General features: G+C 38.1%; 19 protein-coding genes and 2 tRNA genes. 14 read left to right on the forward strand and 7 right to left on the reverse strand.

The window, feature by feature from the left end:
* The first annotated feature begins 186 nt into the window (after nucleotides 1-186).
* The 5 genes from BM207_RS00305 to BM207_RS00325 all read left to right on the forward strand — a co-directional run bounded on the left by BM207_RS00305 (nucleotide 187) and on the right by BM207_RS00325 (nucleotide 5,775).
* Nucleotides 187-3,039 (forward strand): PD-(D/E)XK nuclease family protein, encoded by a 2,853-nt coding sequence (locus BM207_RS00305; protein ID WP_090991562.1) that lies wholly within the window; start codon nucleotides 187-189, stop codon nucleotides 3,037-3,039.
* A gap of 120 nt (nucleotides 3,040-3,159) precedes the next feature.
* Complete coding sequence (locus tag BM207_RS00310; protein WP_090991563.1) at nucleotides 3,160-3,717, forward strand: GNAT family N-acetyltransferase; 558 nt, start codon at nucleotides 3,160-3,162, stop codon at nucleotides 3,715-3,717.
* Between the two features lie 22 nt (nucleotides 3,718-3,739).
* On the forward strand, nucleotides 3,740-4,093 hold the full coding sequence (locus tag BM207_RS00315; protein ID WP_090991564.1) for a bleomycin resistance protein: 354 nt from the start codon (nucleotides 3,740-3,742) through the stop codon (nucleotides 4,091-4,093).
* Between the two features lie 162 nt (nucleotides 4,094-4,255).
* A complete protein-coding gene (locus BM207_RS00320) occupies nucleotides 4,256-5,242 on the forward strand; it encodes a pyruvate dehydrogenase complex E1 component subunit beta (RefSeq protein ID WP_090991565.1) in 987 nt (328 codons plus the stop codon).
* Between the two features lie 113 nt (nucleotides 5,243-5,355).
* Nucleotides 5,356-5,775 carry a hypothetical protein gene (locus tag BM207_RS00325; RefSeq protein WP_143095893.1) on the forward strand — a complete coding sequence of 140 codons (420 nt, stop codon included), beginning with the start codon at nucleotides 5,356-5,358 and terminating at the stop codon, nucleotides 5,773-5,775.
* An 899-nt stretch (nucleotides 5,776-6,674) separates the two neighbouring features.
* Here BM207_RS00325 and BM207_RS00340 read toward each other — a convergent pair.
* The 3 genes from BM207_RS00340 to BM207_RS00355 form a co-directional block, all read right to left on the reverse strand.
* The gene (locus BM207_RS00340) at nucleotides 6,675-7,070 is read right to left on the reverse strand and encodes a hypothetical protein (RefSeq protein ID WP_090991569.1); all 396 of its coding nucleotides are present in this window, start codon (nucleotides 7,068-7,070) and stop codon (nucleotides 6,675-6,677) included.
* A 566-nt stretch (nucleotides 7,071-7,636) separates the two neighbouring features.
* The gene (locus tag BM207_RS18990) at nucleotides 7,637-7,876 is read right to left on the reverse strand and encodes a hypothetical protein (protein WP_143095894.1); all 240 of its coding nucleotides are present in this window, start codon (nucleotides 7,874-7,876) and stop codon (nucleotides 7,637-7,639) included.
* A gap of 986 nt (nucleotides 7,877-8,862) precedes the next feature.
* On the reverse strand, nucleotides 8,863-9,255 hold the full coding sequence (locus BM207_RS00355; RefSeq protein WP_090991572.1) for a hypothetical protein: 393 nt from the start codon (nucleotides 9,253-9,255) through the stop codon (nucleotides 8,863-8,865).
* Nucleotides 9,256-9,397: 142 nt separating this feature from the next.
* Between BM207_RS00355 and BM207_RS00360 the strand changes: the two genes are divergently transcribed.
* A complete protein-coding gene (locus tag BM207_RS00360; protein WP_090991573.1) occupies nucleotides 9,398-11,644 on the forward strand; it encodes a Tex family protein in 2,247 nt (748 codons plus the stop codon).
* A gap of 90 nt (nucleotides 11,645-11,734) precedes the next feature.
* Here the strand turns inward: BM207_RS00360 and BM207_RS00365 are convergent, their stop codons facing one another.
* A complete protein-coding gene (locus BM207_RS00365) occupies nucleotides 11,735-12,208 on the reverse strand; it encodes an Lrp/AsnC ligand binding domain-containing protein (protein ID WP_090991574.1) in 474 nt (157 codons plus the stop codon).
* A gap of 195 nt (nucleotides 12,209-12,403) precedes the next feature.
* Here BM207_RS00365 and BM207_RS19070 point away from each other — a divergent pair.
* Together BM207_RS19070 and BM207_RS19075 are read left to right on the forward strand one after the other, a co-directional pair.
* A tRNA-Asp gene (locus tag BM207_RS19070) sits at nucleotides 12,404-12,513 on the forward strand.
* 72 nt (nucleotides 12,514-12,585) lie between these two features.
* Nucleotides 12,586-12,729, forward strand: a tRNA-Asp gene (locus BM207_RS19075).
* A 124-nt stretch (nucleotides 12,730-12,853) separates the two neighbouring features.
* Here the strand turns inward: BM207_RS19075 and BM207_RS00370 are convergent.
* Both BM207_RS00370 and BM207_RS00375 read right to left on the reverse strand, forming a co-directional pair.
* Nucleotides 12,854-14,164 (reverse strand): amidohydrolase family protein, encoded by a 1,311-nt coding sequence (locus BM207_RS00370; RefSeq protein WP_090991575.1) that lies wholly within the window; start codon nucleotides 14,162-14,164, stop codon nucleotides 12,854-12,856.
* Nucleotides 14,157-17,192, reverse strand: coding sequence for an amidohydrolase family protein (locus BM207_RS00375; protein ID WP_090991576.1), 3,036 nt, complete (start codon nucleotides 17,190-17,192; stop codon nucleotides 14,157-14,159). Before BM207_RS00375 ends, BM207_RS00370 begins: the two co-directional genes overlap by 8 nt.
* Nucleotides 17,193-17,366: 174 nt before the next feature.
* Here BM207_RS00375 and BM207_RS00380 point away from each other — a divergent pair, with 174 nt between their 5' ends.
* The 4 genes from BM207_RS00380 (at nucleotide 17,367) to trpC (ending at nucleotide 21,183) form a co-directional block, all read left to right on the forward strand.
* Nucleotides 17,367-17,816 (forward strand): cytochrome B, encoded by a 450-nt coding sequence (locus tag BM207_RS00380; RefSeq protein ID WP_090991577.1) that lies wholly within the window; start codon nucleotides 17,367-17,369, stop codon nucleotides 17,814-17,816.
* A gap of 474 nt (nucleotides 17,817-18,290) precedes the next feature.
* Complete coding sequence (locus tag BM207_RS00385; protein ID WP_090991578.1) at nucleotides 18,291-19,694, forward strand: anthranilate synthase component I family protein; 1,404 nt, start codon at nucleotides 18,291-18,293, stop codon at nucleotides 19,692-19,694.
* Nucleotides 19,695-19,699: 5 nt separating this feature from the next.
* Nucleotides 19,700-20,284 carry an anthranilate synthase component II gene (locus BM207_RS00390; protein WP_090991579.1) on the forward strand — a complete coding sequence of 195 codons (585 nt, stop codon included), beginning with the start codon at nucleotides 19,700-19,702 and terminating at the stop codon, nucleotides 20,282-20,284.
* A 116-nt stretch (nucleotides 20,285-20,400) separates the two neighbouring features.
* Nucleotides 20,401-21,183, forward strand: coding sequence for an indole-3-glycerol phosphate synthase TrpC (gene trpC / locus BM207_RS00395; protein WP_090991580.1), 783 nt, complete (start codon nucleotides 20,401-20,403; stop codon nucleotides 21,181-21,183).
* Nucleotides 21,184-21,544: 361 nt separating this feature from the next.
* Here trpC and BM207_RS00400 read toward each other — a convergent pair whose 3' ends face one another.
* Nucleotides 21,545-22,099, reverse strand: a complete 555-nt coding sequence (locus tag BM207_RS00400) for a hypothetical protein (protein ID WP_090991581.1) — start codon at nucleotides 22,097-22,099, stop codon at nucleotides 21,545-21,547.
* Between the two features lie 161 nt (nucleotides 22,100-22,260).
* Between BM207_RS00400 and hflX the strand changes: the two genes are divergently transcribed.
* Entirely contained in the window at nucleotides 22,261-23,460 is a 1,200-nt protein-coding gene (gene hflX / locus BM207_RS00405; protein WP_090991582.1) for a GTPase HflX, read from the forward strand.
* Between the two features lie 8 nt (nucleotides 23,461-23,468).
* Entirely contained in the window at nucleotides 23,469-24,569 is a 1,101-nt protein-coding gene (locus BM207_RS00410; RefSeq protein ID WP_090991583.1) for an alginate lyase family protein, read from the forward strand.

The raw sequence follows: 24,569 nt of genomic DNA on the forward strand, positions 1-24,569 counted from the left end.
TTTGCAACCCCTTGCAATGAGGCTTATGCTGAAGATTGCTTTGCTTCATGCTTTGCAACCCCTTGCAATGAGGCTGACGAGAACTTTAAGCGGGACGCCAAGGATTCCGTCATTGCGAGGTACGACGCAATCTCTTTCGGATATGCCGCTAAATTTTGTTTTAAATTCAAATCTCATAGTAAAATAATGAAACCATTTTTACAAGAAGTTGCAGAAGATTTGATCGCCAGATTTGGCAAGGATTTACAACATTGCGCGATTATTTTTAACAATAAGCGGCCTGCTGCTTATTTGCAGAAATATTTGGCAGATGAAATTAAGAAACCCTTTTTTAGTCCGTCATTCTTCACTATTCAAGAGTTTTTTGCGGCCGCTACAAATTATAAAATTGCCGATTTTTACCTACAGTTCTTCGTTTTACATAAAATCTATAACAAACTATTATTTGAAGAGAAACTAGAAACCATTTCCAGCCATAAATTCTTTCCCCTAGCTAAAATTATCTTAAGTGATTTTAATCAAATAGATAGTGATTTAGTTGATGCGGAAAAATTATATAGAGACTTGGAAGATATTTCGGTTATCAATAAAGATTTTGATTATCTAAGTCAGGAGCAGTACGAGTTTTTATCTCAGTTTTGGACTTCCTATTCTGAGGGTAAGCACAAAAAACAACAGGAATTATTCATTAAGATGTGGAGGCGAATGCCGAAGCTTTATAAATTATTTAATGAAGAATTAAAAGCGCAAGAATATATCACCAACGGTTATGCTTATCGCCTGTTGGCGGAAGGAGATATTAACCAGCAAGCTTTTTTAAAGAGTTTTGACAAGGGTAAGATAGTTTTTGTAGGCTTCAACGCACTCAGTAGTGCCGAAGCGAAGATCTTTACGCAACTGCAGGATTCTGGCAGTGCGCTATTCTATTTTGATGTAGACCGGTACTACCTAGACGATCCCTTACAAGAGGCGGGCTTATTTTTGAGAAAAAATATACACCAACTGGGATTGAAGAACGTATTCCCAGAACTGTCAAGTTTGATGACTAAGGAAGCGCATACGGTAAATGTTTTTAAGGTACAAGGCCAATCGGCCCAAGCCAAAATTCTGAATAACATTTTAGCAGAGGAAGATGATGCAGCAGCGGTTGGGTCGACCGTAATTGTGTTGGCGGATGAAAGCTTGTTGATTCCAACTTTGCAAACCATCCCTACACATCGTAATGGTAAAGCGGTCGACTTAAACGTGACCATGGGTTTTGCATTGGCCACCTCAAGCATATTCGGTCTGATCGATTTATGGGCAACAAGTCAGCTTGAGATTTTACAAAGCAACCGGCTTTCTTATAAAAATGTAGAAGCATTTATTACCCATCCATTGGCAGGTTTGAGCCAAAAAATGAGGGATAAAATCCAAACAGCCCTGTTGGTTGAAAATGTCGTCGAAATTGACCATGAACGCTTGCTAAGGCAAAGCGGCTTGTTCCAGGTTTTTTATCAAAAAGTCGATAAGCCAGAAAGTGTTATTGTCAATCTTCTGAATGTGTTAGACTATGTTTTAACGCGGTTGTCGAACGCTAAAGCACTTAAAAAAATAGATGCAGAGTTGTTTGTAAAAACCATACACGAACTTAACCGCCTGCATGATACCTTCGGCAAACATATAGGTAACGAAGAAATTCCCTTCATTATTTATCTGGTTCAAAAATCTTTACAGTCAATTACTGTTCCACTGGCGGGCGACCCGTTAAATGGCGTTCAAGTAATGGGCTTGCTTGAAACGAGGAATCTAAATTTTGATAAGGTAATCATCTTAGGGTTTAATGAGGGGATTATTCCGAAATCATCTATTGGGAACAGCTTTATTCCGGATAGCATCAGGCGGGTATATGGTCTGCCGGTTTTAGAGAATTTGGATGCGATTTCTTCTTACATGGTATATCGTCTATTACAGCGGTCTGTAAATATCAATTTTGTCTATAATAGCTTGACCGACGAATCTACTTCTGGCGAGGTAAGCAGAATTTTGAAGCAACTGGAGTTCGAAAGCAACTTTAAATTTAATTATAACGAACTTAATCTGTCCGTTAAAACACAACCGGTTAAGGAAATAAAAATTAAAAAAGAGGGTAACGAATTTATTCAAAAGACGTTGCAGAAATATCTTGATAAAACAAAGGTCTTATCGCCCTCTGCATTAACTCAATATATCTCCAATCCGATAGATTTTTTCTTCAATTACATTGCTTTAATCAAAGAGCCCAAGGAAGTGAGTGCTGTTGTGGAGGCGAATGAAATTGGTTCGATTTTACACAAGGTGATGGAGTATTTCTATCAAGAGTTGAGAAGTGGAGAAATTACAGCAGAGCGGATCAAAGAAAGACGTATACAAGTTCCTGCCTTAATTCAAAAGGCCTTTAATGCCGTAATGTTTAATCATCCCGATAAAATAATTGAATACAAAGGGATGCAAAAGGTTATCTTGGCGATTGTAAACGAGTATGTTAGCATCATCTTAGATCAGGATCTAAAGCAGACGCCATTTAATATCATTAGTTTGGAGCAAAAGGTAGAAGCTGAGATCTCTTTTCCCCTTCATGGAAAGGAGGCAAGCGTAAAGATTTTTGGCTATATAGATAGAGTTGATGTAAAAGATGGTATAACCAAGATAATCGACTATAAGACCGGGAGTGATAAGCTAACTTTTAAAGATATTCCCGAACTTTTTAATTCGGACGGTAAGCATATTAACAAAGCATTAATTCAAACCTTGCTATATACCTATACTTACGAACAGTTTGCCGGGAAAACGTGTGTAGAGCCAAATTTGTATATCGTTAAAACAATGAGCCAAGATGGAATTTGGTTTAAGTCGGGCCGCCAGAATTTAGCGGGCGACTATCTAGAGGAGATCAAGCCTGAATTTTTAAATGAACTGCGTAAAAAATTAACCGAATTATTTGAAGCACCTTACTTTGTGGTGAGTGCAGTGCCTGATAATTATAAGTACTCGATCTACAAGACCCTTTTTGGGAAATAGCAAACGAAGCTAGCGCGACTAACACTTACGAAGTTAGCAAGGAGATGAGCGCGGGAGAACTTCGTAAGTGTATTTCGTTTCGTCATTGCGAGGTACGAAGCAATCTTATATCTTTAGCGTATGTTAACCTTAAACTTTACAGAATTTCCAGTTCTTACTACAGAAAGATTAATGCTTCGGGAGCATGCATTAACTGATGCGCCGGCTTTATTTAAGATGCGCATCAATGAAGATGTGATGCGTTATATCCATAGAGAACGACCAAAAACAATTGGTGATATCGAAACATTTATAACTGCTTTTAATGAAGGATTTAAACAAGGCCAACATTTAGCCTGGGTTATAGCTTTGAAAGAAAATCCAGATATAATGATTGGTTCAATTGGCTACTGGCGAACTAATTTTGAAAATCATAGAGCAGAAATTGGGTATATGCTTCATCCAGCATATTGGAGACAAGGCATCGTTTCGGAAGCATTAAAAGCAACCATAGATTTTGGCTTTAAAGAAATGAAATTACATAGCATACAAGCAAATGTTAGTCCGGTGAATAATGCTTCTAAAGAAATTTTATTAAAACATGGCTTTGTAAAAGAGGCTTATTTTAAAGAAGATCACTACTTTAATGGAGAGTTTTTGGATAGCGAGGTTTTCGGCCTACTTACTCCCAATCATTAACCTCATTCATCACAATAAAATTATGTTAAAATTTGCCACACCCATTCTCGCTTCGCTTAACAGTGAGCAAACGATTAAATTTTATACCGAAAAACTAGGTTTTACATTCCACTCAGACTGGGATGGGTATTTAATTTTTAGCAAGGACGGTATTATGCTCCATTTCTGGCCCACCGACGACCCTGCCATTCCTAAGAGTACAGGATGCTATATTAATGTATCGGAGGTAGATCAATTATATGCTGTATATGAGGCGCTTGGGGTTATTCATCCCAATGGCCAGTTGAAGGATATGGAGTGGGAAATGCGTCAATTTTCTATTTTAGATAACAATGGCAATATTATCCATTTTGGTGAAGATATTTCAACAAATTAAATACTGCCAATTTTACTTCTGGCGCTTATCCAAAGTGTAATTAAACCGAGCTTGCGAGCTCATTTATGCCGCTAAAAAAACAACGTAACAATATCAATAAACACTACTTTAATATTACGATACAATAGTTATATTTGCGGACGGTAATTTTTGAATTAAACAATGAGAGAGATCCAATTTAGAGAAGCACTTCGTGAAGCATTGAGCGAAGAGATGCGTAAAAACGAGAACATTTTTTTAATGGGCGAAGAAGTTGCGCAATATAACGGTGCATATAAAGTTAGTCAGGGTATGTTAGATGAGTTTGGCGACAAGCGCATCATTGACACGCCAATTGCAGAGCTTGGTTTTGCAGGTATCGGCATCGGTGCTGCAATGAATGGATTAATCCCGATTGTAGAGTTCATGACTTTCAATTTCTCATTAGTGGCAATCGACCAAATTATCAATGCAGCAGCAAAGATTTTATCGATGAGCGGTGGTCAGTTTTCTGTTCCAATTGTTTTCCGTGGGCCAACAGGTAATGCCGGTCAATTAGGCGCTCAGCACTCTCAGAACTTTGAGAACTGGTTTGCTAATTGCCCAGGATTAAAAGTAGTTGTTCCATCAACACCGTATAATGCAAAAGGCTTGTTAAAAGCTGCTATCAATGATCCAGATCCAGTTATTTTTATGGAATCTGAAGTAATGTATGGTGATAAAGGCGAAGTACCAGAAGGTGAATATACTTTAGAAATTGGTAAAGCGCAAGTTGTTAAACAAGGAACTGACGTAACGATTGTAACTTTCGGTAAAATGTTAACCCGTGTTGTTAATCCAGCAGTAGAAGAATTAGCTAAAGACGGCATCAATGCAGAGGTAGTAGATTTGTTAACTGTTCGTCCGATTGATTATGCAACCATTATAGAATCAGTTAGAAAAACAAACCGTTTAGTAATCGTTGAAGAAGCTTGGCCATTGGCTTCGATCTCTTCTGAAATTACGTTTAACGTTCAGAAAAATGCATTCGATCATTTAGATGCACCAATTTTACGTATTACTTGTGCAGATGTTCCACTTCCATATGCGCCAACTTTAATTGCGGCAAGCTTACCTAATGCAGAAAGAGTTGTAAAAGCAGTTAAAGAAGTAATGTACGTTAATAAGTAAGTTTAACTTGTTATCCTGATATGTATTAAAATCCCTTAAAATAATTTAAGGGGTTTTTTGTTTATCAACCAGATAGTTTGGAGATTACGGTTATATTCGTTAAAATTAAATCTATGAAAATCTTAGCGCTGATATTTTCCTTCCTTATCACTACTTCAGTTTACGCCCAAGATATTACAGGGCAGTGGAATGGAGTATTAAACGTGCAAGGGATGCAATTGAGAGTTGTTTTCCATGTGCAAAAAACTGATGCCGGACTAGTTACCACGATGGATAGTCCTGATCAGCAAGCAAAAGGGATTCCTACGCAAGCAACCACCTTTGAGAATAGCGTTTTAAAGATAATAGCGCCAAAAATAGGTTTGGAATATGAAGGTAAACTAGCAAGCGATCAAACGATACAAGGTAACTTTAAACAAGGAGGTCAAACTTTTGCGATGGTGCTTTCAAGAAATTCAACACCAGCATTAGTTCGTCCGCAAAACAGGGATGAAGAGCTTTTCGCACATAAGCCTTTCCTGGTGTTGTTATAAAGTCCAACCATTTATATTCCAGCCACCCTTTGGGGAGTTTAAGTATACTACTATAATGAAAAGGGATATAAAAAACAGAATTAATCCAATAATTATAGATATCCAAACCCGCGATGTGACTTTTTTGTCTATATCGAAAAGATAATTGTTTGTTTCTCCCCCATTTCTAGGGATTTTAAGTATATGGAATAAAAATAAATAGATAAAACCAAAATGCGTTATTGCAAATATAAGGCCGTAGCCTTTATGGGAGTTCGTGTGTTGTAAAGCTTTGTGGGCTAAATATTAGAAGTATGGTGCACGAAGCTGCTACTAGATAAAAAAGTAAAACTAAACCTACATTCATTGCCGCAATAAGTTCGCTAAAAGTATTATAACCTTCTTTTTTTGTATAATAGTTGAAAACTACTTTATACATGTCTTTGATCATTTAAATTAATGTTAAGTATTTATAGTGAGCCATACAATATTTATAATTAAAGAAATCTAATTCTTGGACATAAAGAAGATATCAAAAAGGATGAGGGCAAGTGACCCTATTAATGTTGAGTACAAAAGTATGTATGATGGTCTTAAAATTTCTGTATCAAGAAGGAAAAGAGAATTTTCATCACTTCCCAACTTATTAAATTTGAACACACTGAACATAAGGAAATGTGTTCCAGCAAGGTAAATTACGATCAATAGTAATAGAAATCCTTTTTCTTTTTGAATGTAAAACCTTTTGTCAGTAATATAACTGAATAATAAGAAGATACTTAAAAAAAAGCAAAGAGCAAGTATACCTGTTAAAAAACCGGCAATAGCGTGCGTTCCACTATTTACGACTTGTTTTTTTCCGAGTGCGTTAAATATTATCTTGTAGACTCCTTCAATGATTTTTAATACCACGCTACTTTTTAAGATTCTGATATAAATGATTCCAATAACGGAATTGCTAAAGCTAAAAGTAAATTTACTCCAAAGATCCACCACCCTAAACTAAAATCCTTCCTAGTAATATTAAATAATTGGTTTGGCCCATCGCCATTTTTGCTAAACCTAAAAACAACGAACACTAGGTAATGATTTATTATGATTAGTACGCCTGATGTAATTAAACCTTCAACTTTAGTAAATGAAATTGGTATAGGATTACTAAAAATGATCTTAACCAAAAAGTAGCAATTTGCTAAAAAAAGCAAATTGCACAAAGATGTGGCTGCCCCAGCAATTACATGAGAACTTTGACTATACCCCTCTTTCTTTACAAAATGATTAAACATGGTTTTATAAACAATTTCAACAGGTGTCATTCAATCGATTTAGCAAGCCCTTGTTTATTTTCTAATATTACCTCTGATTTTATTTCTTTATCATTCATCATCTTTCCTGAACCCCTTTTACTACGAATGTCTCTATTCAAGGGGTTTTTTATGGCTAGCAATATATACCCTGAAATAAAAATAAAAACAACAATGTTAAGAATTGTGAAAAGATTTTCCTTATGTTTTACCATGTTGGACCACTATTAGTCCTATCATCCCTCTGCATCTGCTCCTTTAATTCTTAAATTAATTTGCTCCAATAATTTCAGTTCTTCATGCAGCTGGCTAAATGCCAAACTTTAAATAGCTCGATAGCACAATTGTGAATATAAAAAATACAAAGTAAATTATAATAAAGATCATTACTTTTTTCTATTCTCTGTGGTGTCCTAATTACTACCTTCAAATTGCTCTTTTATTCGATCTAGATAATCTCCTTTTACGCATAAACGATAGTTAACAATTAGGATTGCAAATAACTAAGTTATCCCCAACTCCAATAGCTGCAAACCTCTTACGGTCCCGTATGTGAAAGAGTAGCAGGCTTCAGGCCACTATTTAAAGAACAGATGACCTAAAGCAGGAAACATAATTCCCAAAATCAAATTCAATACAAAAATACGCCAGCCATATAAAAATGTTCTTCTATCTATGTTAAACAGCTTATTCGCACTATCACCGTTCTTGCTGAATTTGAGTACATTAAATAATAAATAATGATTCAAAATCATTAGTAAACCAGTAATTATTAGCCCATTAATTTTCCCTACAGAAAACCAAATTGAATGATTCATAATTAGGTTTATAATAAAATAGCAATTTAGTAAGAAGAAAAAGTTGCATAAGAATGTAGCTAACCCGGCAATTACATGAGAACTTTCATTGTATCCATCTTTCTTTACAAAATGATTATACATAGTTTTATAAACAATTTCAATAGGTGTCATTCAATCGATTTTATAAGCCCTTGTTTATTCTAATGGTTCTATCTTCTTCTTCTAAAGGTAGGTAATTTGTTTTATCTTCGTTTTCTTTGATAGATCACGTAGGTAAGAAAGTTGTAAGTTTTTGGAATCATCATTGTTGAGCTTGTGGTTGCAATATTCATCCAAAGATCTGCTTGTTCGTATCAGGTTAATAAGCAATCCGCTTTTGTTGCAATTACCAGCCATAAGTTCGAAAGTAAGAAACGGCTAATAAAATGAGCGTAATTATGAAAAAGGAGGTGATTACAGCGAGATTACAATTCGATGAGGTGTTGATATTTGTACGCTTGTACTTTTCATAAATATTTTTGAATGTTTTTTTAGTTACAAATACCCGGTAATTTAATAGAGTCAATAAAAATAGGCAACCTATTATTATATGTCTTCTAGTTATGGGATCGCCTAAAATGTCATTTTTTTTAAAACAAATTGAAATAGTAAAAATAGCGACATGAACTCCAAACAAACTAAGCCTATTACTACAATTAATGGATGAAAGGCTTTATTGGTCCCATTTTTATAAGCAGCACTATAAAACAGAAAAATAAACTTATGGATTATATGCATGATTAAAGAACCGGACTATCTTTTTGAAATGTTTATAAATTGGTTAGGAAAAACTCTTGAAAGGTAATAAAAAGCGCCCATACCAAAAAAGTGATAAATAGGCTACTATTGGTGTGTCATTTATAAGTGATTTAATGTTCTTCATTTTTTACACTATAAGGGCTGGGCTGAATTGCTTCTTTTACATAAAGTTAAAGTAAAGAAAAAATGTTATACAGCATATGCCATTATTGAAAATAATACATCCTACCAAATGACAATAAAATAAGAATGACAAAATTGCCTGTAAAGAAAATCCACACTAATCTCGTTGTTTCCAAACGTAAAGAAAATAAGGATTTATTTTCACCATTTTTGCTGAATTTGAAAATAGAAAAGAGCACGAAATAACCTACTATCATGGAAAATAGTGCCAATAGCACTTTACCTCCTTTTCCAAAAGGGATATTTAAAGGAAAGTTTACTATTAAACTTAGCAAAGAAACAAAATTTAAAACAACCGTAATAAGACAGAGTACTGTCACTGCACCTGCTAGTACATGTGTTAAACTATTATATCCATCCCTATTTGCAAAGAAATTAAACATGGTTTTATAGATTGTTTCAACTGCTGTCTTCATGGTCAATATTCAATAAGTGGAGCCTAGCCTATTCACATGTATGTTTCATAAAATTAGATAATTTCGAATGAATACAGCTCTCGTAAACATTATCATTAAATAATCTTCAATTCTAAAAATCCTAGCTAAATTTGCATTTAGTATGGATACACATTTTCAAAGCATTGCCACCAGCCTTAACATTTCGTTTAAACAAGTTAGCGCCACAATAGCGTTGTTAGATGAGGGGGCAACGGTTCCTTTCATTTCTCGTTACCGTAAGGAATTAACAGGTAGTTTGGATGAAGTTCAAGTTGCGGCCATTAGAGATTTGGCACAGCAACTTCGTGAGCTGGATAAACGTAGAGAGGCTATTTTAAAGTCGCTTTTAGAGTTAGAGAAGTTAACGCCAGAACTGGAGAGGAAAATTAATGAGGCTAAAACAATAGCTGCTTTAGAAGATATCTATTTGCCTTATAAGCCTAAGCGGAAAACCAGGGCTTCGGTAGCCAAAGAAAAAGGATTGGAACCTTTGGCACTGCGAATTTTATCCCAAAGCAGGATTGATCCTGAACAAGAAGCGATTGCTTATATTAATGATAAAAAAGGTGTAACCAATGTTTTAGAAGCATTAGCAGGTGCGAGAGATATTATTGCCGAACTGATTAGCGAAAATATTGATGCTAGAACCAAGATGCGCCAGCATTTCACGCAAAAGGCAACTTATAAAACCACTGTAGTTAAAGGAAAGGAAGAAGTCGGGATCAAATACAAGGATTATTTCGAATGGGAGGAAAGTGCCAGAACAGCGCCATCACATCGGGTGCTTGCCATGCGCAGGGGTGAACAAGAAGGCTTTTTAAAATTAGAGGTGCTACCTACAGAGGAGGAAGCAATTTCCTTATTAGAAAAACAGTTTATCACAGCGAAAAATGCCTGTGCAGACCAAGTGCAGTTAGCCATTATTGATGGATATAAAAGATTGCTTCGCCCTGCAATGGAAACCGAGCTAAGGGCTTTAACGAAACAAAAGGCAGATGAAGAAGCTATAAAAGTTTTCGCTGAAAATGCACGCCAACTGTTATTGGCGGCGCCCATGGGACAAAAAAGTGTTTTAGCGGTTGACCCAGGCTTTAGAACGGGCTGCAAGGTAGTTTGCCTAGATAAACAAGGAAAGCTGATAGAGCATACTACCATTTACCCACATACGGGGCAAGGGAACCTTAAAGATGCAGGGTGGCAATTAACCAAGCTTTGCGAAAAACATGAAATTGAGGCTATAGCGATAGGCAATGGTACAGCGGGAAGAGAAACGGAAACTTTTGTAAGAGGCCTAAAAATTCCAAATGTGGTGGTAGTGATGGTTAATGAAAGCGGGGCATCTATTTACTCGGCTTCGCCATTGGCAAGAGAAGAATTTCCAACACAAGATATAACCATTAGAGGGGCTGTTTCAATTGGTCGCAGATTAATGGATCCGCTCGCCGAATTGGTTAAGATAGACCCAAAGTCGATTGGCGTGGGACAATATCAACATGATGTGGATCAGAACAAGTTACAACAGAGTTTGGATGATACCGTAATTAGTTGCGTAAATGCGGTTGGGGTTGAATTAAACACGGCATCAAAACAGGTATTGGCCTATGTTTCTGGTTTGGGCGACACGTTGGCGCAAAATATTGTAAACTATCGTAACACACATGGTGCTTTTAAGAACCGTGAAAGCTTAAAGAAGGTGCCGCGATTAGGCGAGAAAGCATTTGAGCAGGCAGCAGGCTTTTTACGAATTCGTGATGCAAAGCAGACATTAGATCGAAGTGGGGTGCATCCTGAAAGATACGAGCTGGTAAATCAAATGGCCAAAGATTTAGGGTGTACGGTTGATGATTTAATAAAGAATGTACAATTGCAAAAACAATTAAACTTACAACGTTATGTGAGTGCTTCGGTGGGGCTGCCAACTTTAAACGACATTCTTAAAGAACTGGCAAAACCCGGCCGCGATCCACGTGAAGCTTTTGAAGCATTTAGTTTTGCCGATGGAGTTAATGCAATTGGGGACTTAAAAGTAGGGATGAAATTGGCGGGTATCGTAACCAATATTACTAACTTCGGAGCTTTTGTTGATATTGGGGTACACCAAGACGGATTGGTGCATACAAGTCAGCTGGCCAATCGCTATGTGGCAAATCCCAATGAAATTATAAAGGTAAGTCAGGTAGTACAGGTAACGGTTGTTGATGTGGATGTGGCGAGAAAGAGAATTTCCCTGACAATGAAGACCGAAGAGAACCAAAATATTAAGAAGACAAATGCGCAAGCTAAGCCCAAACCTCAGCCTAAAGAAGAGAAGGAAGTAGCAGGCGATTTACAGGCGAAGTTACAAGCGCTAAAAGGATTGTTCAAATAACAAAACCAACAACCCAACCGACAACCTAACCGACTTCGTAAGTCGGCCTAACTAGGGCCAACTTACGAAGTCGGTTTCTTAAAAATTAATTTATAGCTCAATCTGCCGCTTGATGCTTTCTTCCAAAGAGATTAATGTTTCGGTACGTTGTATTCCTTTCACGGCCTGTATTTCTTCGTTCAGTACATGTCGCAGGTGATTGGTATCTCTGCAGGTGATTTTGGCAAACATACTATAAGATCCGGTAGTATAATGAAGCTCTACTACTTCTTTTATTTTGCTGAGCTGTTCAACCGCATCCTTATAAAGAGAACCCTTTTCTAGGTAAATACCTAAAAAGGCAGTAATGTCAAAGCCCGCTTTTTTAGGGTCGATGATTAAATGCGACCCTTTGATAATACCCAAATCCTCTAATTTTTTCATTCTTACGTGCACGGTTCCGCCTGAAATGACCAACTCTTTAGCAATTTCTGTGTAAGGTTTGGTCGCATCTTTCATTAAGTGCGTTAAAATTTGAATATCCAGGTTGTCAATTTCTAAATTTTGACTTTCTTTTTTGAGCATAAATTTCTTTATTTTAAATGATAGTCTAATTTAATTACAATATTCATAAAAATAAAATAAAATGATTAAAATATTTGCAACATATTTACTATTTGTCTTATGTTTGTATCAACAATAAGTTATACGTCGCAAGTCATAGGTTATACGTTAAACAAACTGAAACTTAAAACGAACTACGTATAAGTTAATAAAAAATGTAGGGTGGTGAAATTGGCAGACACACCTCCTTGTCTCGGTGGTAGAGGAAATGGGAAATCCGGTAACGGTACAACCACTCTATGAAGGTTCGACTCCTTCCCCTACAGCACATTAAGTTCTACGTTGTAAGTGATAGGTTATACGTTAACAAACTTACTCCTTAATAACTTAATAAAGAATGTTGGGTGGTGAAATTGGCAGACACACCTCCTTGTCTCGGTGGTGGGGATCATGGGACAAACGCAATTTATGGGTTGACCACAAATTAATTTTGAATTGCAGCTAACTACCCCTTGAAGGTTCGACTCCTTCCCCAACAGCCAGTTTTATAAATAATAAGTTAGTTAGGAGGAGCGCCCAGGATAGGTCGCTCTTTTTTTGTGCAAAAGCAAAAGTCGCCGACAAGGACTTGTTTCCTCCCTATCAGCGACTTCCTTTCGTTTAAAACTATTTTATTCCGTACTTATCGCTAAACTTTTTATCTAATTGTTTATGTAGGTTATCTAAGTTAATGGAGCGTCCTTGAATAAAGGCCTCCTCAACTTTGTTGCTAATCATATCCAGCGCATCTCCTGCCGAAATAAAGAATGTTGCATCTTTGCCAACGGCTAAACTGCCTGTCGTTTTATCAATACCCATGGCCTTTGCAGCATTTAGGGTAATTGCTTTAAGTGCATCTTCTTTACTCATACCCCATGCAGCAGCCGTGCCCGCCATAAACGGCAAGTTACGTTGCTGCCAAAACCCATCGATGCTTAACACTACCGTCACACCAGCATTGTTTAAAACAGCGGCATTCTTGTAAGGCATATTTACATCATCGTCTGCGTTTCTTGGTAGGGCGTGTGGCTGTTTCACAACTACCATAACGTTGTTGCTTTTTAAGAAAGCAGTTAACAAATATGCTTCGTCGCCTCCTACAATAACAGGGGTAATACCATGCTTTTTAGCGAAATTTACTGCTGCAACTATATCTTTTTGGGCATTTGCTGTGATAAATAGTTTTTGCGTACCCTTAAACAAGCCTTTCATTGCCGCTAAACGAGTATTGGTTACTGCAGGTACATTTTCGCTGTACATTTTCGCTTGGATAAAGAAATTATCTAATTCAGCAATTACCGCATTTACACGCTCGTTTGGATCGCCAGGAGCTGCTCCTCCACCCATTCTGCCACCGCCAAAACCTCGGCCTCGTGGTACTGCAGGCCAAGAAAGGTGCATGGCATCGTCTTTCTTGATCACCGCGTCCTCCCAGTTCCAAGCATCCATGTGTACCACAGATGAGCTGCCCGCAATTGAGCCGCCCGCTGGTGTAATTTGAGCCATTAAGATGCCGTTGCTTCTTAAAGTAGCGGGAACCTTAGAATCAGAGTTATAGGCAATAAGCGCTCTAATATGCGCATTGTTCTCTCCCAGCTCACGCTCATCAATGGTAGCTTTAACCGATTCGATTTCTACTAAGCCAAGATTGGTAATCGGCGCTATAAAGCCAGGATAGATATGTTTCCCGCTTGCGGTGATTAATCGGGCTCCCTCCGTGCTAAACTTCACCACGGTAGCGTCTCCAATGCCCGTTATTTTGCCTTTTTCTAAAGTAATATAGCCATTCGGAATAACCGAACCATCACCAGTGTGAATGGTTGCACCCATTACAATAATTCGCTGACTTTGAGGTTTGGCAGGAGAAATGTTTGCTTGGCCATAAGCAATATTAACCGACGCAAATAGCGCCATAGCCATAATTATATACTTATTCATGATTGTGTTCTCCTTCCGTTTTGTTTACTTCAGCCCAATAGTCTTCTTCCGATTCGCAATGATAAAGACGAGGCGGTGCTTGTCCTGATGCACGTTGCGTACGCGCACCGGCAGATTTACTTGCTAATAATTTTTGAATGATGCGTGCTTTTTCCGCGTTTTGTGCTTTTTGTACAGCTGCATCACGCTCTATATCCCAATAAGCAATGCCATCTACAAAGGTCTTTTCAGCTTTTGCATAAATAGACAATGGGTTGGCCGACCAAACAACTACATCTGCATCTTTACCAGGTTTTAAACTGCCCACTTTATTGTCGATATGCAACATACGAGCAGGGTTTAGGGTTACAAATTTCAATGCGTCTACTTCCGATACACCGCCATATAATACAGATTTACCAGCTTCTTGATTTAACCTACGTGCCATTTCAGCATCGTCAGAGTTAAAAGCGGTTGTGATACCTACGTTGTGCATAATTTTGCCATTGTAAGGAATCGCCTCTTGAACTTCCATTTTATACGCCCACCAATCTGAGAAGGTAGAAGCAGCAATACCATGCGCCTTCATTTTGTCGGCTACTTTATAGCCTTCCAAAATATGCGTAAACGTATTGATCTTAAAACCTAAACTATCAGCAACATGGATAAGCATGTTGATCTCACTTTGCACGTAAGAGTGACAGGTGATGAAACGTTTATTGTTTAGAATTTCTACCAGAGCATCTAGTTCCAGATCTCTGCGAACGTTACTTCCTTTCGCAGCTAATGCTTTTTCATACTCTCTTGCACGTGTGAAAGCGTCGATATAGACTTGTTCCACACCCATACGAGTGGCAGGGAACCGTTGGTTGTTTTGAGAAGAACTTTGTTTCACATTCTCTCCCAATGCAAATTTGATGAAACCATCAGCGCCAGCAAACTTCAACTCTTCAGGTGTTTTTCCCCACCTAAGTTTAATCAGCTGACTTTGTCCCCCAATCGCATTTGCAGAGCCGTGTAAAATTTGAGAAGAAGTAACCCCTCCAGCTAATTGGCGATAAATGTTTACATCTTCTGAATTGATAATGTCTGCAATGCGCACCTCAGCTGAATTCGACTGGCCGCCTTCATTAATGCCTCCTGTGCCCGCAATGTGCGAATGCTCATCAATTAAACCTGGAGTTATATGCTTTCCTGTTGCATCTATGACTTTAGCAGCACCAGCTGAAAGATTTTTACCTACTGCTTTAATTTTACCACCTTCTAAAAGTACATCCGCATTGGTAAGGATCCCATCCTTTTCATTAGTCCAAACGGTAGCATTTTTAAGCAATACAGTTTCCTGTACCGGCATTTTTTCATTTCCGAAAGCGATGAACGGAAAAATTAAACCGCCTTGGGTAGCTGCAGGTTTTGCAGGTTCATCACGTTTTGGGTTTTCTTTTGCCGCTTCTTTAAATGTTGCACTCCATGATCCGGCATCTAGGCCGTTGATCATTACATCACCGCTAAAAGCAACTGGATTGGCAGCTGTTAGATATCCGCTTAAGCGTACATCTCCAACTGGGTTTTTTCTTGAGTTAAAGTAAATATTTACCCAATCTCCATTCCTGTTAAAAGTAGCGTTCATTTTTGCGCTATCAGCACCCAATCTTTCAATCGCTGCGGTAGGAGCAGTAGCTGAGCCGGTAATTTTTAGGAGCGCACTACCCATGCCGTCAATATTCAACGTGTAAGTTCCACGCAAATCTGTTATGTCCATTTTGCTTACCACATAACGATTTCCTTGCACCCAGTTTTCATAAATGATGTTACCGGTTTTGAAGAGATTATCGGACGTAATTAGGAAGTTCGCCAATTTGCCTTTTTCTATAGAGCCAACCTTATCGCTTATTCCTAATATTGCTGCTGGTACTTCGGTAACCGACATTAAGGCTTGCTTTTCTGTTAACCCGTGGGCAATAGCTTGCTGGATGTTTGTCCAGAATTCTTTAGGCGTTTCCAAGCCAAAAGAAGTTAAGGCGAACTTTATACCTGCCTTTTCAAGTGCACCCGGATTGGTAGGTGCAAGTTCCCAGCCTTTCAATTGCGCCAAACTCAAATTTCTTGCTTCTGTTGGATTTTCCACATCAAATGCTTTCGGAAAAGTGATGGGAATAATTAAAGTAGCACCAGTTGCTTTAACAGCATCAATGCGTTGGTACTCATCACCAGTAGATTTAATGATGTATGATTTTCCAAATTCTTTGGCAACTTTATCAGCACGCAATATGTTTGCCCAGCCATCAGCTTCGAATAATTGAGGCAGACTTTGTTGTTTATTGAACTGCTCTAAAGAAATATTATATTCCTCCTTTTGTCCTTTGTACCAATTTGCATCTAAATAAGTTTGTCGCAGCAATGAGATTGAACCCATTAATGAGGATGGATAATCATTGCTCGAGGTGCCTCTGTTAAAAGAGTAATTTGCCGCGCTTTGATCGTTCAGCATAACCTCGTTTTCTCTGCCATTTGCTAAGGTAACCGCAGCTGAAGTTCCCCGTGCAATACCATCTCTGCTAATAGCATTTACACTTCCAAATCCTGCTTTTCGCAGATCGTCTGCTTTTTTTGCATCGATTGCAAAAATATTTCTTGCTTCAATTTCGGGGCGGATGCTTTCATTCCAGCCGTATGGACCTTTTTTGGTAGAGGTAAATACCGATTGACGATTGCCAAAGCCTCCGGTAGGAGCCGATCGTGTTGCCTCTGTAATTCCGTAAGAGGTAAATGCATCAATGAGGGAAGGATAAATGTATTTCCCTTTCAGGTCTATCACTACATATCCTTTCGGAATTGAAGTGCCGGAACCTACCGATTGGATGGTTTTGTCTTTAATTAGCAATACGCCATTGCTAATTGTTTGATTGGCATTAACTACAATGTTTGCATTCGTAAAGGCATACATTCCTGGTCTGATATCATAAGAGCCGTTAACAGGGTAAGTTTGCTGTGCAAACAAAAATGCAGTAGAAAATACCAGCGCTAGCGCAAGTAAAATTTTCTTCATAAATTTTTAGTTTTAATATGTTTTAAAGCTATTGATAAATAAAGATTTATCGTGCACCTAACTTTTATTTTACAGTTTTCCAGGAATATTGTGAGTTTACAGAAACATGATCGCTAGTTGGGTCCTTTTGCAAGGCTCTTAAATAATTGTTATGTTTGATTAAATAAAAACATCATGACTTTATACGAAATATTAAAAAATGCTCATTCGGGATGGCGCTATATAGTGATCATCCTTTTGTTTGTAGCGGTAGTAACCGCATTAAAAGGTTGGTTAGGTGCTAAAAATTATACCGAAGGAAATAGAAAACTAAATGTGTTTACATTAATTAGTGCTCACATTCAACTTTTATTTGGGATTGCGTTGTACTTTTTGAGTCCGCTAACTAAGGGGCCAATGAGTGAAGCTATGTATCGCTACTGGAAAGTTGAGCACATCAGCATGATGGTTTTAGCAATCATTTTAATTACCGTAGGGAATGCGCAATCGAAGAAAATTGTTGACGAGTCAGGTAAACATAGAGCAATTGGGATATATTTCGGTATCGCATTGATATTGATTGTGGCCGCTATTTTTATGATGGCAAACAGTGATCCAAGCAAAACTTGGTTTGGAATGAGCTAGACCTAAACGTTAATAATTTCAAATTATTATTGGGGGTTTTATAATCCTTTGAGGTTTAGGGTTATTTATTTCAAAAAAAGCACTAAAATATTTTGATTACTTAACTTTTTGTATATTTTTGCTGCTCAATGATTAACAATATACATACATGGCAATGGCGTTTTAATTCTAACAAGAGTTATGTCGGCGCTTTATGTACCTTATAGTTTATCAACCTAAACCTAAACTTAAACCACATTATCAAACCCGACGTAACCACACGTCGGGTTTTTTGTTTTAAAGGGCTTGATATTTATTGTGGTCATTGCGAGGTACGAAGCCTCCCGTCATTGCGAGGCACGAAGCAATCTACATTGAAGGGGATTGCTTCGTACCTCGCAATGACGGGCGAACGGCGAACGGTGAAAGGCGAAAAGGCGAACATGAAAGACAAAAGGTGAACGGTGAAAATTTAAAAATGAACAACGAAAACAAATGAAAACATATCAAATCAAATCATACTCAAAAAAGCGATTGGCCGATACTACCACGCCTGTAAGTATTTATTTACGCTTGCGTGATGTATTTCCAAATACCATTTTGCTAGAAAGTTCTGATTATCATAGCCGCGAGAATGCCACCAGCTATGTATGTGCTGAACCGGTAGCCGGCATTACTTTAATGGATAAAGTATTGAACATTTATTTTCCCGATGGTGAAAAGGAAAGTAAAGAAGACTTTGTATTAACTTCCGAAATCGCAGCTTTTAAATCGCAGTTTGCACCCATCAGTCAAGTAAAAGATAAACATATTTCAACTGGGTTATTTGGCTATTTTACGTGGAATGCCATCCCACATTTCGAAGACATTACCTTTACTGCTACTACTCCTAACGAAGATAAAATACCGAGTATGCAGTATCATGTTTATCGATATATTATTGCGATAGATCATTTTAAAAATGAGGTTACGCTGGTAAAAAATGTATTTAATGAGGATGATGATGAAGATCTGACCAAAATAGAATACTTAATTCAGAACAAGAACTTTCCCGAATATAGCTTCGAGGCAAAAGGTGAAGAGCAATCGAACCTAACTAACGAAGGTTTTATGACGATGGTTGAGCAGTTGAAAAAACATATCTACCGAGGAGATGTTTTTCAGATCGTGCCTTCAAGAGCGTTTAGTCAGGGTTTTTTGGGTGATGAATTTAATGTGTACCGTTGTTTGCGCTCTATCAACCCATCTCCCTATCTGTTTTATTTTGATTATGGTAGCTTCAAGTTATTTGGTTCCTCTCCCGAAGCACAGATTACCGTTCATAACAATACCGCCAGTATTTTTCCTATTGCAGGAACATTTAAGCGCACAGGAAATGATGAAGAAGATGCAATGCTGGCTAAAAAATTGGAAGAAGATCCAAAAGAAAGTGCAGAACATGTAATGCTGGTAGATTTAGCTAGGAATGATCTAAGCAGGCATTGTAATGCAGTAGCTGTGAAATCCTTTAAGGAAGTTCAATATTACTCCCATTTAATTCATCTGGTTTCAAAGGTGAGCGGCAACTTGCAGGATGGAGTAAGTGCGTTTAAGGTAGTCGCAGATACTTACCCAGCGGGAACATTGAGTGGGGCGCCGAAGTATAAAGCCATGCAATTGATCGATCAATATGAGCAATTAGGGCGTAATTTTTATGCAGGAGCCATCGGGTATATGGGTTTTGATAATGATTTTAACCATGCGATTATGATCCGGACTTTCATGAGCAAGAATAATCAATTGCATTATAGAGCAGGCGCAGGAATTGTGGCCGATTCTGTAGCAGAAAGTGAGTTAAACGAGGTAAATAATAAAATTGCTGCCCTTCGCAAAGCGATTTCAATGGCAGAAGAAATATAAAGGAAATGAATAAAGATCATAAAAACACCGTTTTAGTAATCGATAACTACGATAGTTTTACTTATAATTTGGTACATCTGATTAATGAATTAGGTTTTGAGGCGGTGGTTTGGAGAAACGATAAGTTTGAATTGGCAGATGTTGAGCAATACGATAAAATCTTGCTTTCGCCGGGCCCGGGTATTCCGGTTGAGGCCGGGTTATTATTGGAGGTGATTAAAACATATGCGCCTAGCAAGAGTATCATGGGGGTGTGTTTGGGGCAACAGGCCATAGCCGAGGCTTTTGGAGGGTCGTTGCTCAATTTAGGTCGCCCAATGCATGGCATCGCTACACCTATTACGGTATTAGATTCTACCGAATTAACATTTAAAAACTGTCCCGAGCCAATTGAAGTTGGGCGTTACCATTCTTGGGTGGTTAATCCGGCAGATTTACCGAGCAGTTTGAAAATTACTGCGGTAGATGGCGATGGACAAATAATGGCGTTGCGTCATGAGCAATATGACGTTTGTGGTGTGCAATTCCATCCGGAAAGTGTGCTCACGCCAAGTGGAAAAGAAATGATGAAAAACTGGTTGGGAGATTAATTAACTAACTAAGTCGTCATTGCGAGGTACGAAGCAATCCTAAAAGATAATGTAAGTAAGGAGATTGCTTCGTACCTCGCCATGACGATTCCGTGCCCCGCATAAATTAATATGACATGAATATTTTAGATAAAATAGTTATTCGTAAACAAGAAGAGGTTGCGCTGGCGAAGCAAAGCATTAGTGTTCAGCAGTTGGAAGCTTCACCGAATTTCGATAGAACACCTTTGGTTTTCAAGGACTTCATTTTAGCAGAAAACCGTACTGGAATTATCTCAGAGTTTAAAAGGAGATCGCCTTCCAAGGGTTTAATTAACGGTACGGCGGAAGTTGAAACGGTGACTAAAGCTTACAATGAAGCTGGAGCTTCTGCCTTATCGGTATTAACAGATACGGACTTTTTTGGTGGCAAGGCTGAAGATTTAATCGCGGCAAGGGCGGTAAACCAAATTCCTATTCTGCGCAAAGATTTTATGATCGATGAATATCAGATTTTGGAGGCAAAAGCTTGGGGAGCTGATCTCATATTGTTGATCGCCTCCATTTTAACTCCACAGCAAATTGTTCAATTTGGAAAGTTTGCTCAAAGTTTAGGCTTAAGTGTGTTATTGGAAGTGCATGATCTGGAAGAACTGGAGCGAAGTATTTGTCCTAATTTAGACGCTATCGGTGTAAATAATCGCAATTTGGGCAATTTTACGGTTAATATCCAAACCTCTTTCGATTTGGCTGATAAAATTCCCACAGAGTTTTTGAAGATTTCAGAAAGTGCGATCGATAATCCCGAAGTTATTAGAACGCTAAAAAAGGTTGGTTATAATGGGTTTTTAATTGGAGAAAATTTTATGAAAACAGAAGATCCAGGGCAAGCAATTAGGGATTTTGTGGGGAAACTTTAGGAGACTAAATTTTTATTTAATTTTATAGCTTAAGCCAAAAATAAGGTTTGACTCTGCTAATCGCAGCGCATGTCTTTCACCAGAAAAAGAAACCAAATTTCTTAAGTTAAGTTGCGGATTGATATACCCCATAACTCAGTTTTAATGGGATACTAATCAAGTCTAATTCTTCTTCGTGTTTTTGCAAAGGGTATGGGTTGGGAGTAACATGGGCCCTCATAACCCGAACTTCCCATTAATTTCGCTAAAAAGGTAAGTTGTGCAGCGCAGTCCCATAGGAAATTGAAAGGCTTTTCTTTTCTTGAGCTTGAGTAAGAATGCGGCATAGCATAAGAAATAGTGTTAATAATTTTTTCATGGGTTAGTGATTAAATAGTTGGTATGAAGCCCCGAAGGTGATATTAGATTCTAAGAATGCCGTACCTTTAACGCGATGAAGATTTGCTTGTGGGTTAACATACAAAGAGATCTGTTTAAAAGTTTTAACTTGTAATCCGATGCCAATTCCGGCGCCAATACCCAATAAGGTGTTAAATTTGGCGCTATTCAAATCTGTCGTGAGGCCCCCATTAAAAAATATATAGTCTCCGGCTTCAAAACGCAATTTGAATGGAATACTCGTAAAATTTAGCTCATTGTTTGTTGGCGGTTGACTAGAATCAAAGCTAGCAGTCTCATAGCTGTAAAGGAAACGCTGAAATCCCGTTTCAAAAAATAGATTTTTGCCTATTTCGTGCCAATAACTCATTCCAAATAGATGAAGAGACCTCTGCCGGCTGGTCGGGGTAGGCTCGGATTTTCCCAAGTGGCCAAATTTACCATTACCGAAGCCATACGAAAGAGCGATACTGCCTTCCTCTTGAGCCTTTGCAAAAAGGGAAAGGAATAAAATAGAGAGCGTTAATAATTTCTTCATATATTATTTGCGTAGGGAGCAATTTGGTTCAGAGCTAAAACGAGTAACGTCGACAATACGCTACAACGATAACGATTTCTTCCTAGTTTACCGACTTCGTAAGTCGGACTAAAATAGGTCGACTTACGAAGTCGGAACTTTTGTATATTTGTACCTATACTATGGGAAAACAAAAAACATATGATACCGCTCTTAAACAAGAACGTGCTGTACTTGTTGGGGTAATTACGCCTGGTGAAAAGCCCGAGCAAACAAAAGAATACCTGGATGAGCTGGCATTTTTAGTAGACACGGCAGGGGGTGTGGTTGAAAAAGTATTTACACAAAAAATGCTCCGTCCGGATCGTGCCACCTTTGTGGGAACGGGTAAATTAGAAGATATAAGAGCTTATGTAAAAGCGGAAGAAATTGACATGGTAGTTTTTGATGATGAACTTTTGCCATCGCAACTGCGCAATATCGAACGTGAATTACAAGTTAAGATTTTAGATAGAAGCAATTTAATCCTTGATATTTTTGCCGGAAGAGCACAAACTGCGCAGGCAAAGACACAGGTTGAACTCGCGCAACTGCAATATTTATTGCCCCGGTTAACCCGTATGTGGACCCACTTAGAGCGTCAAAAGGGTGGTATTGGAATGCGCGGGCCAGGTGAAACACAGATTGAGAGCGATAGAAGGATGATTTTAGAGAAAATATCCCTGCTAAAGGAGCGTTTAAAGTTAATCGATCGCCAAAACGAAACACAGCGCAAAAACCGGGGACAGCTAATTCGGGTTGCTTTAGTAGGTTATACGAATGTTGGCAAGTCGACCATTATGAATATGCTTTCAAAATCGGAGGTGTTTGCAGAAAATAAACTATTTGCAACATTAGATACTACTGTTCGCAAGGTGGTGATTGAGAATTTACCTTTCTTGTTGTCAGATACCGTTGGTTTTATCCGAAAACTTCCGCATCATTTAGTAGAATGCTTTAAATCTACTTTAGATGAAGTTAGAGAAGCTGATATACTCGTTCATGTAGTTGATGTATCACATCCAAATTTTGAAGATCAAATTCATACCGTTAATGAGACCTTGAATGATTTGGGTGCAAGAGATAAGGATACCATCATGATCTTCAATAAAATTGATGCTTATGTAACGCCGGCGGCAGATGAGTTTAATGTAGAGGAAGAACAGGCTGCTCCCTTAACCTTGGCCGATTTTAAAAAGAGCTGGATGGCACATCATAATGCCCCTGCAATTTTTATATCTGCTACGCAAAAGGAAAACATCGAAGAGTTTAAGCAATTATTGTACGATAAAGTAAAAGATATCCATACAACAAGATATCCTTACGATAAGTTATTATATTAATTGGCAGGATGAAAAAGCTTTTTCTCTTCAGTATTTTCAGTGCTGTTTTTTTTCATGTTCATGGGCAAATAGTTAGCCTAAAAGACGCTGAGTTAGAAAAGTTAAAAACGCTTATCGGTGCGAATGCCGACGTAAAAAATCATTGGCTGGGCTTGTTAAAAACCGCTGATGAAGCACTGACTGCAGAACCTAATCCTGCAGACACTATTTTATCGGAAGGTATATTGCAAGGGGATCCGCGCAAAACAAAAACATGGAAGTCGCTGGAGGATATGCAAAAAGTATATGCCCTTGGCCTTGCCTATAAGGTAACTTCCTCTGCTAAGTATTTGGATAAAGCAAGCGAATTTTTGCTGGCCTGGGCAAAACGGAACCAACCCCAAGGTAACCCGATTAACGACACCAATTTGGATCGTATTATTTTCACCTATGATCTCTTAAAAACGGAGCTAAAGCCACCAGTAGTGTCGGCTGTTAAATCATGGTTAAGCCTGGTTGCGAAGCAAGAAATTAAAACATTTGATCAGGCGGTAAGTAATAAAAGAAGTGGCAAGAGTTTTAACAACTGGAATTCTCATCGTATAAAGGCAATTAGCCAAGTTGCGGCTGCTTTGGAAGATACAGCCTTATTGCAATATGCCATGGAAAGATATAAGGCTCAAATTTCGAGCAATTTAAAGAGCGATGGCAGTAGCTTTGATTTCCATGAAAGAGATGCTTTGCATTATCACGTTTACGATGTTGACCCCTTATTGGTTGTCGCTATGATTTTAACAAGAGCTACATTGCCCACAAAAAATTTTTATACGTACCAATCTAAAGAAGGAAATTCTTTAAAAAAATCGATAGCATGGCTTCTACCTTATTTTAGTGGCGAAAAAACGCATGCAGAATGGGTAAACTCAAAGTCAGCTTTTGATAAAAAACGTGCAGACAATGGTGAAAAGGGTTATATTGCGGGTACGCTATTTAATCCCTCTGCAGCACGGACAAGCATTGCTTTGGCAGATTACTTTGAGTCTGGCATGTTAAGGGCCTATCAGCAGCAAGCTGAAACGGAATCGAAGTACCCATCGTGGCAGTTCGTTTTAAATGAAGTAAAGAAATAA

Origin of the sequence: Pedobacter insulae (assembly GCF_900113525.1) — a bacterium.
GTDB classification, from domain to species: Bacteria; Bacteroidota; Bacteroidia; order Sphingobacteriales; family Sphingobacteriaceae; genus Pedobacter; species Pedobacter insulae.

Coding starts and splice junctions, on each gene's coding strand:
- BM207_RS00370 (WP_090991575.1), bottom strand. CDS start 14,164: ATGAATAAGTATATAATTATGGCTATGGCGCTATTTGCGTCGGTTAAT.
- BM207_RS00320 (WP_090991565.1), top strand. CDS start 4,256: ATGAGAGAGATCCAATTTAGAGAAGCACTTCGTGAAGCATTGAGCGAA.
- BM207_RS18990 (WP_143095894.1), bottom strand. CDS start 7,876: ATGAATCATTCAATTTGGTTTTCTGTAGGGAAAATTAATGGGCTAATA.
- BM207_RS00365 (WP_090991574.1), bottom strand. CDS start 12,208: ATGCTCAAAAAAGAAAGTCAAAATTTAGAAATTGACAACCTGGATATT.
- BM207_RS00355 (WP_090991572.1), bottom strand. CDS start 9,255: ATGAAGACAGCAGTTGAAACAATCTATAAAACCATGTTTAATTTCTTT.
- BM207_RS00360 (WP_090991573.1), top strand. CDS start 9,398: ATGGATACACATTTTCAAAGCATTGCCACCAGCCTTAACATTTCGTTT.
- BM207_RS00380 (WP_090991577.1), top strand. CDS start 17,367: ATGACTTTATACGAAATATTAAAAAATGCTCATTCGGGATGGCGCTAT.
- BM207_RS00325 (WP_143095893.1), top strand. CDS start 5,356: ATGAAAATCTTAGCGCTGATATTTTCCTTCCTTATCACTACTTCAGTT.
- BM207_RS00390 (WP_090991579.1), top strand. CDS start 19,700: ATGAATAAAGATCATAAAAACACCGTTTTAGTAATCGATAACTACGAT.
- BM207_RS00375 (WP_090991576.1), bottom strand. CDS start 17,192: ATGAAGAAAATTTTACTTGCGCTAGCGCTGGTATTTTCTACTGCATTT.
- BM207_RS00385 (WP_090991578.1), top strand. CDS start 18,291: ATGAAAACATATCAAATCAAATCATACTCAAAAAAGCGATTGGCCGAT.
- BM207_RS00340 (WP_090991569.1), bottom strand. CDS start 7,070: ATGACACCTGTTGAAATTGTTTATAAAACCATGTTTAATCATTTTGTA.
- BM207_RS00410 (WP_090991583.1), top strand. CDS start 23,469: ATGAAAAAGCTTTTTCTCTTCAGTATTTTCAGTGCTGTTTTTTTTCAT.
- BM207_RS00305 (WP_090991562.1), top strand. CDS start 187: ATGAAACCATTTTTACAAGAAGTTGCAGAAGATTTGATCGCCAGATTT.
- BM207_RS00315 (WP_090991564.1), top strand. CDS start 3,740: ATGTTAAAATTTGCCACACCCATTCTCGCTTCGCTTAACAGTGAGCAA.
- trpC (WP_090991580.1), top strand. CDS start 20,401: ATGAATATTTTAGATAAAATAGTTATTCGTAAACAAGAAGAGGTTGCG.
- hflX (WP_090991582.1), top strand. CDS start 22,261: ATGGGAAAACAAAAAACATATGATACCGCTCTTAAACAAGAACGTGCT.
- BM207_RS00400 (WP_090991581.1), bottom strand. CDS start 22,099: ATGAAGAAATTATTAACGCTCTCTATTTTATTCCTTTCCCTTTTTGCA.
- BM207_RS00310 (WP_090991563.1), top strand. CDS start 3,160: ATGTTAACCTTAAACTTTACAGAATTTCCAGTTCTTACTACAGAAAGA.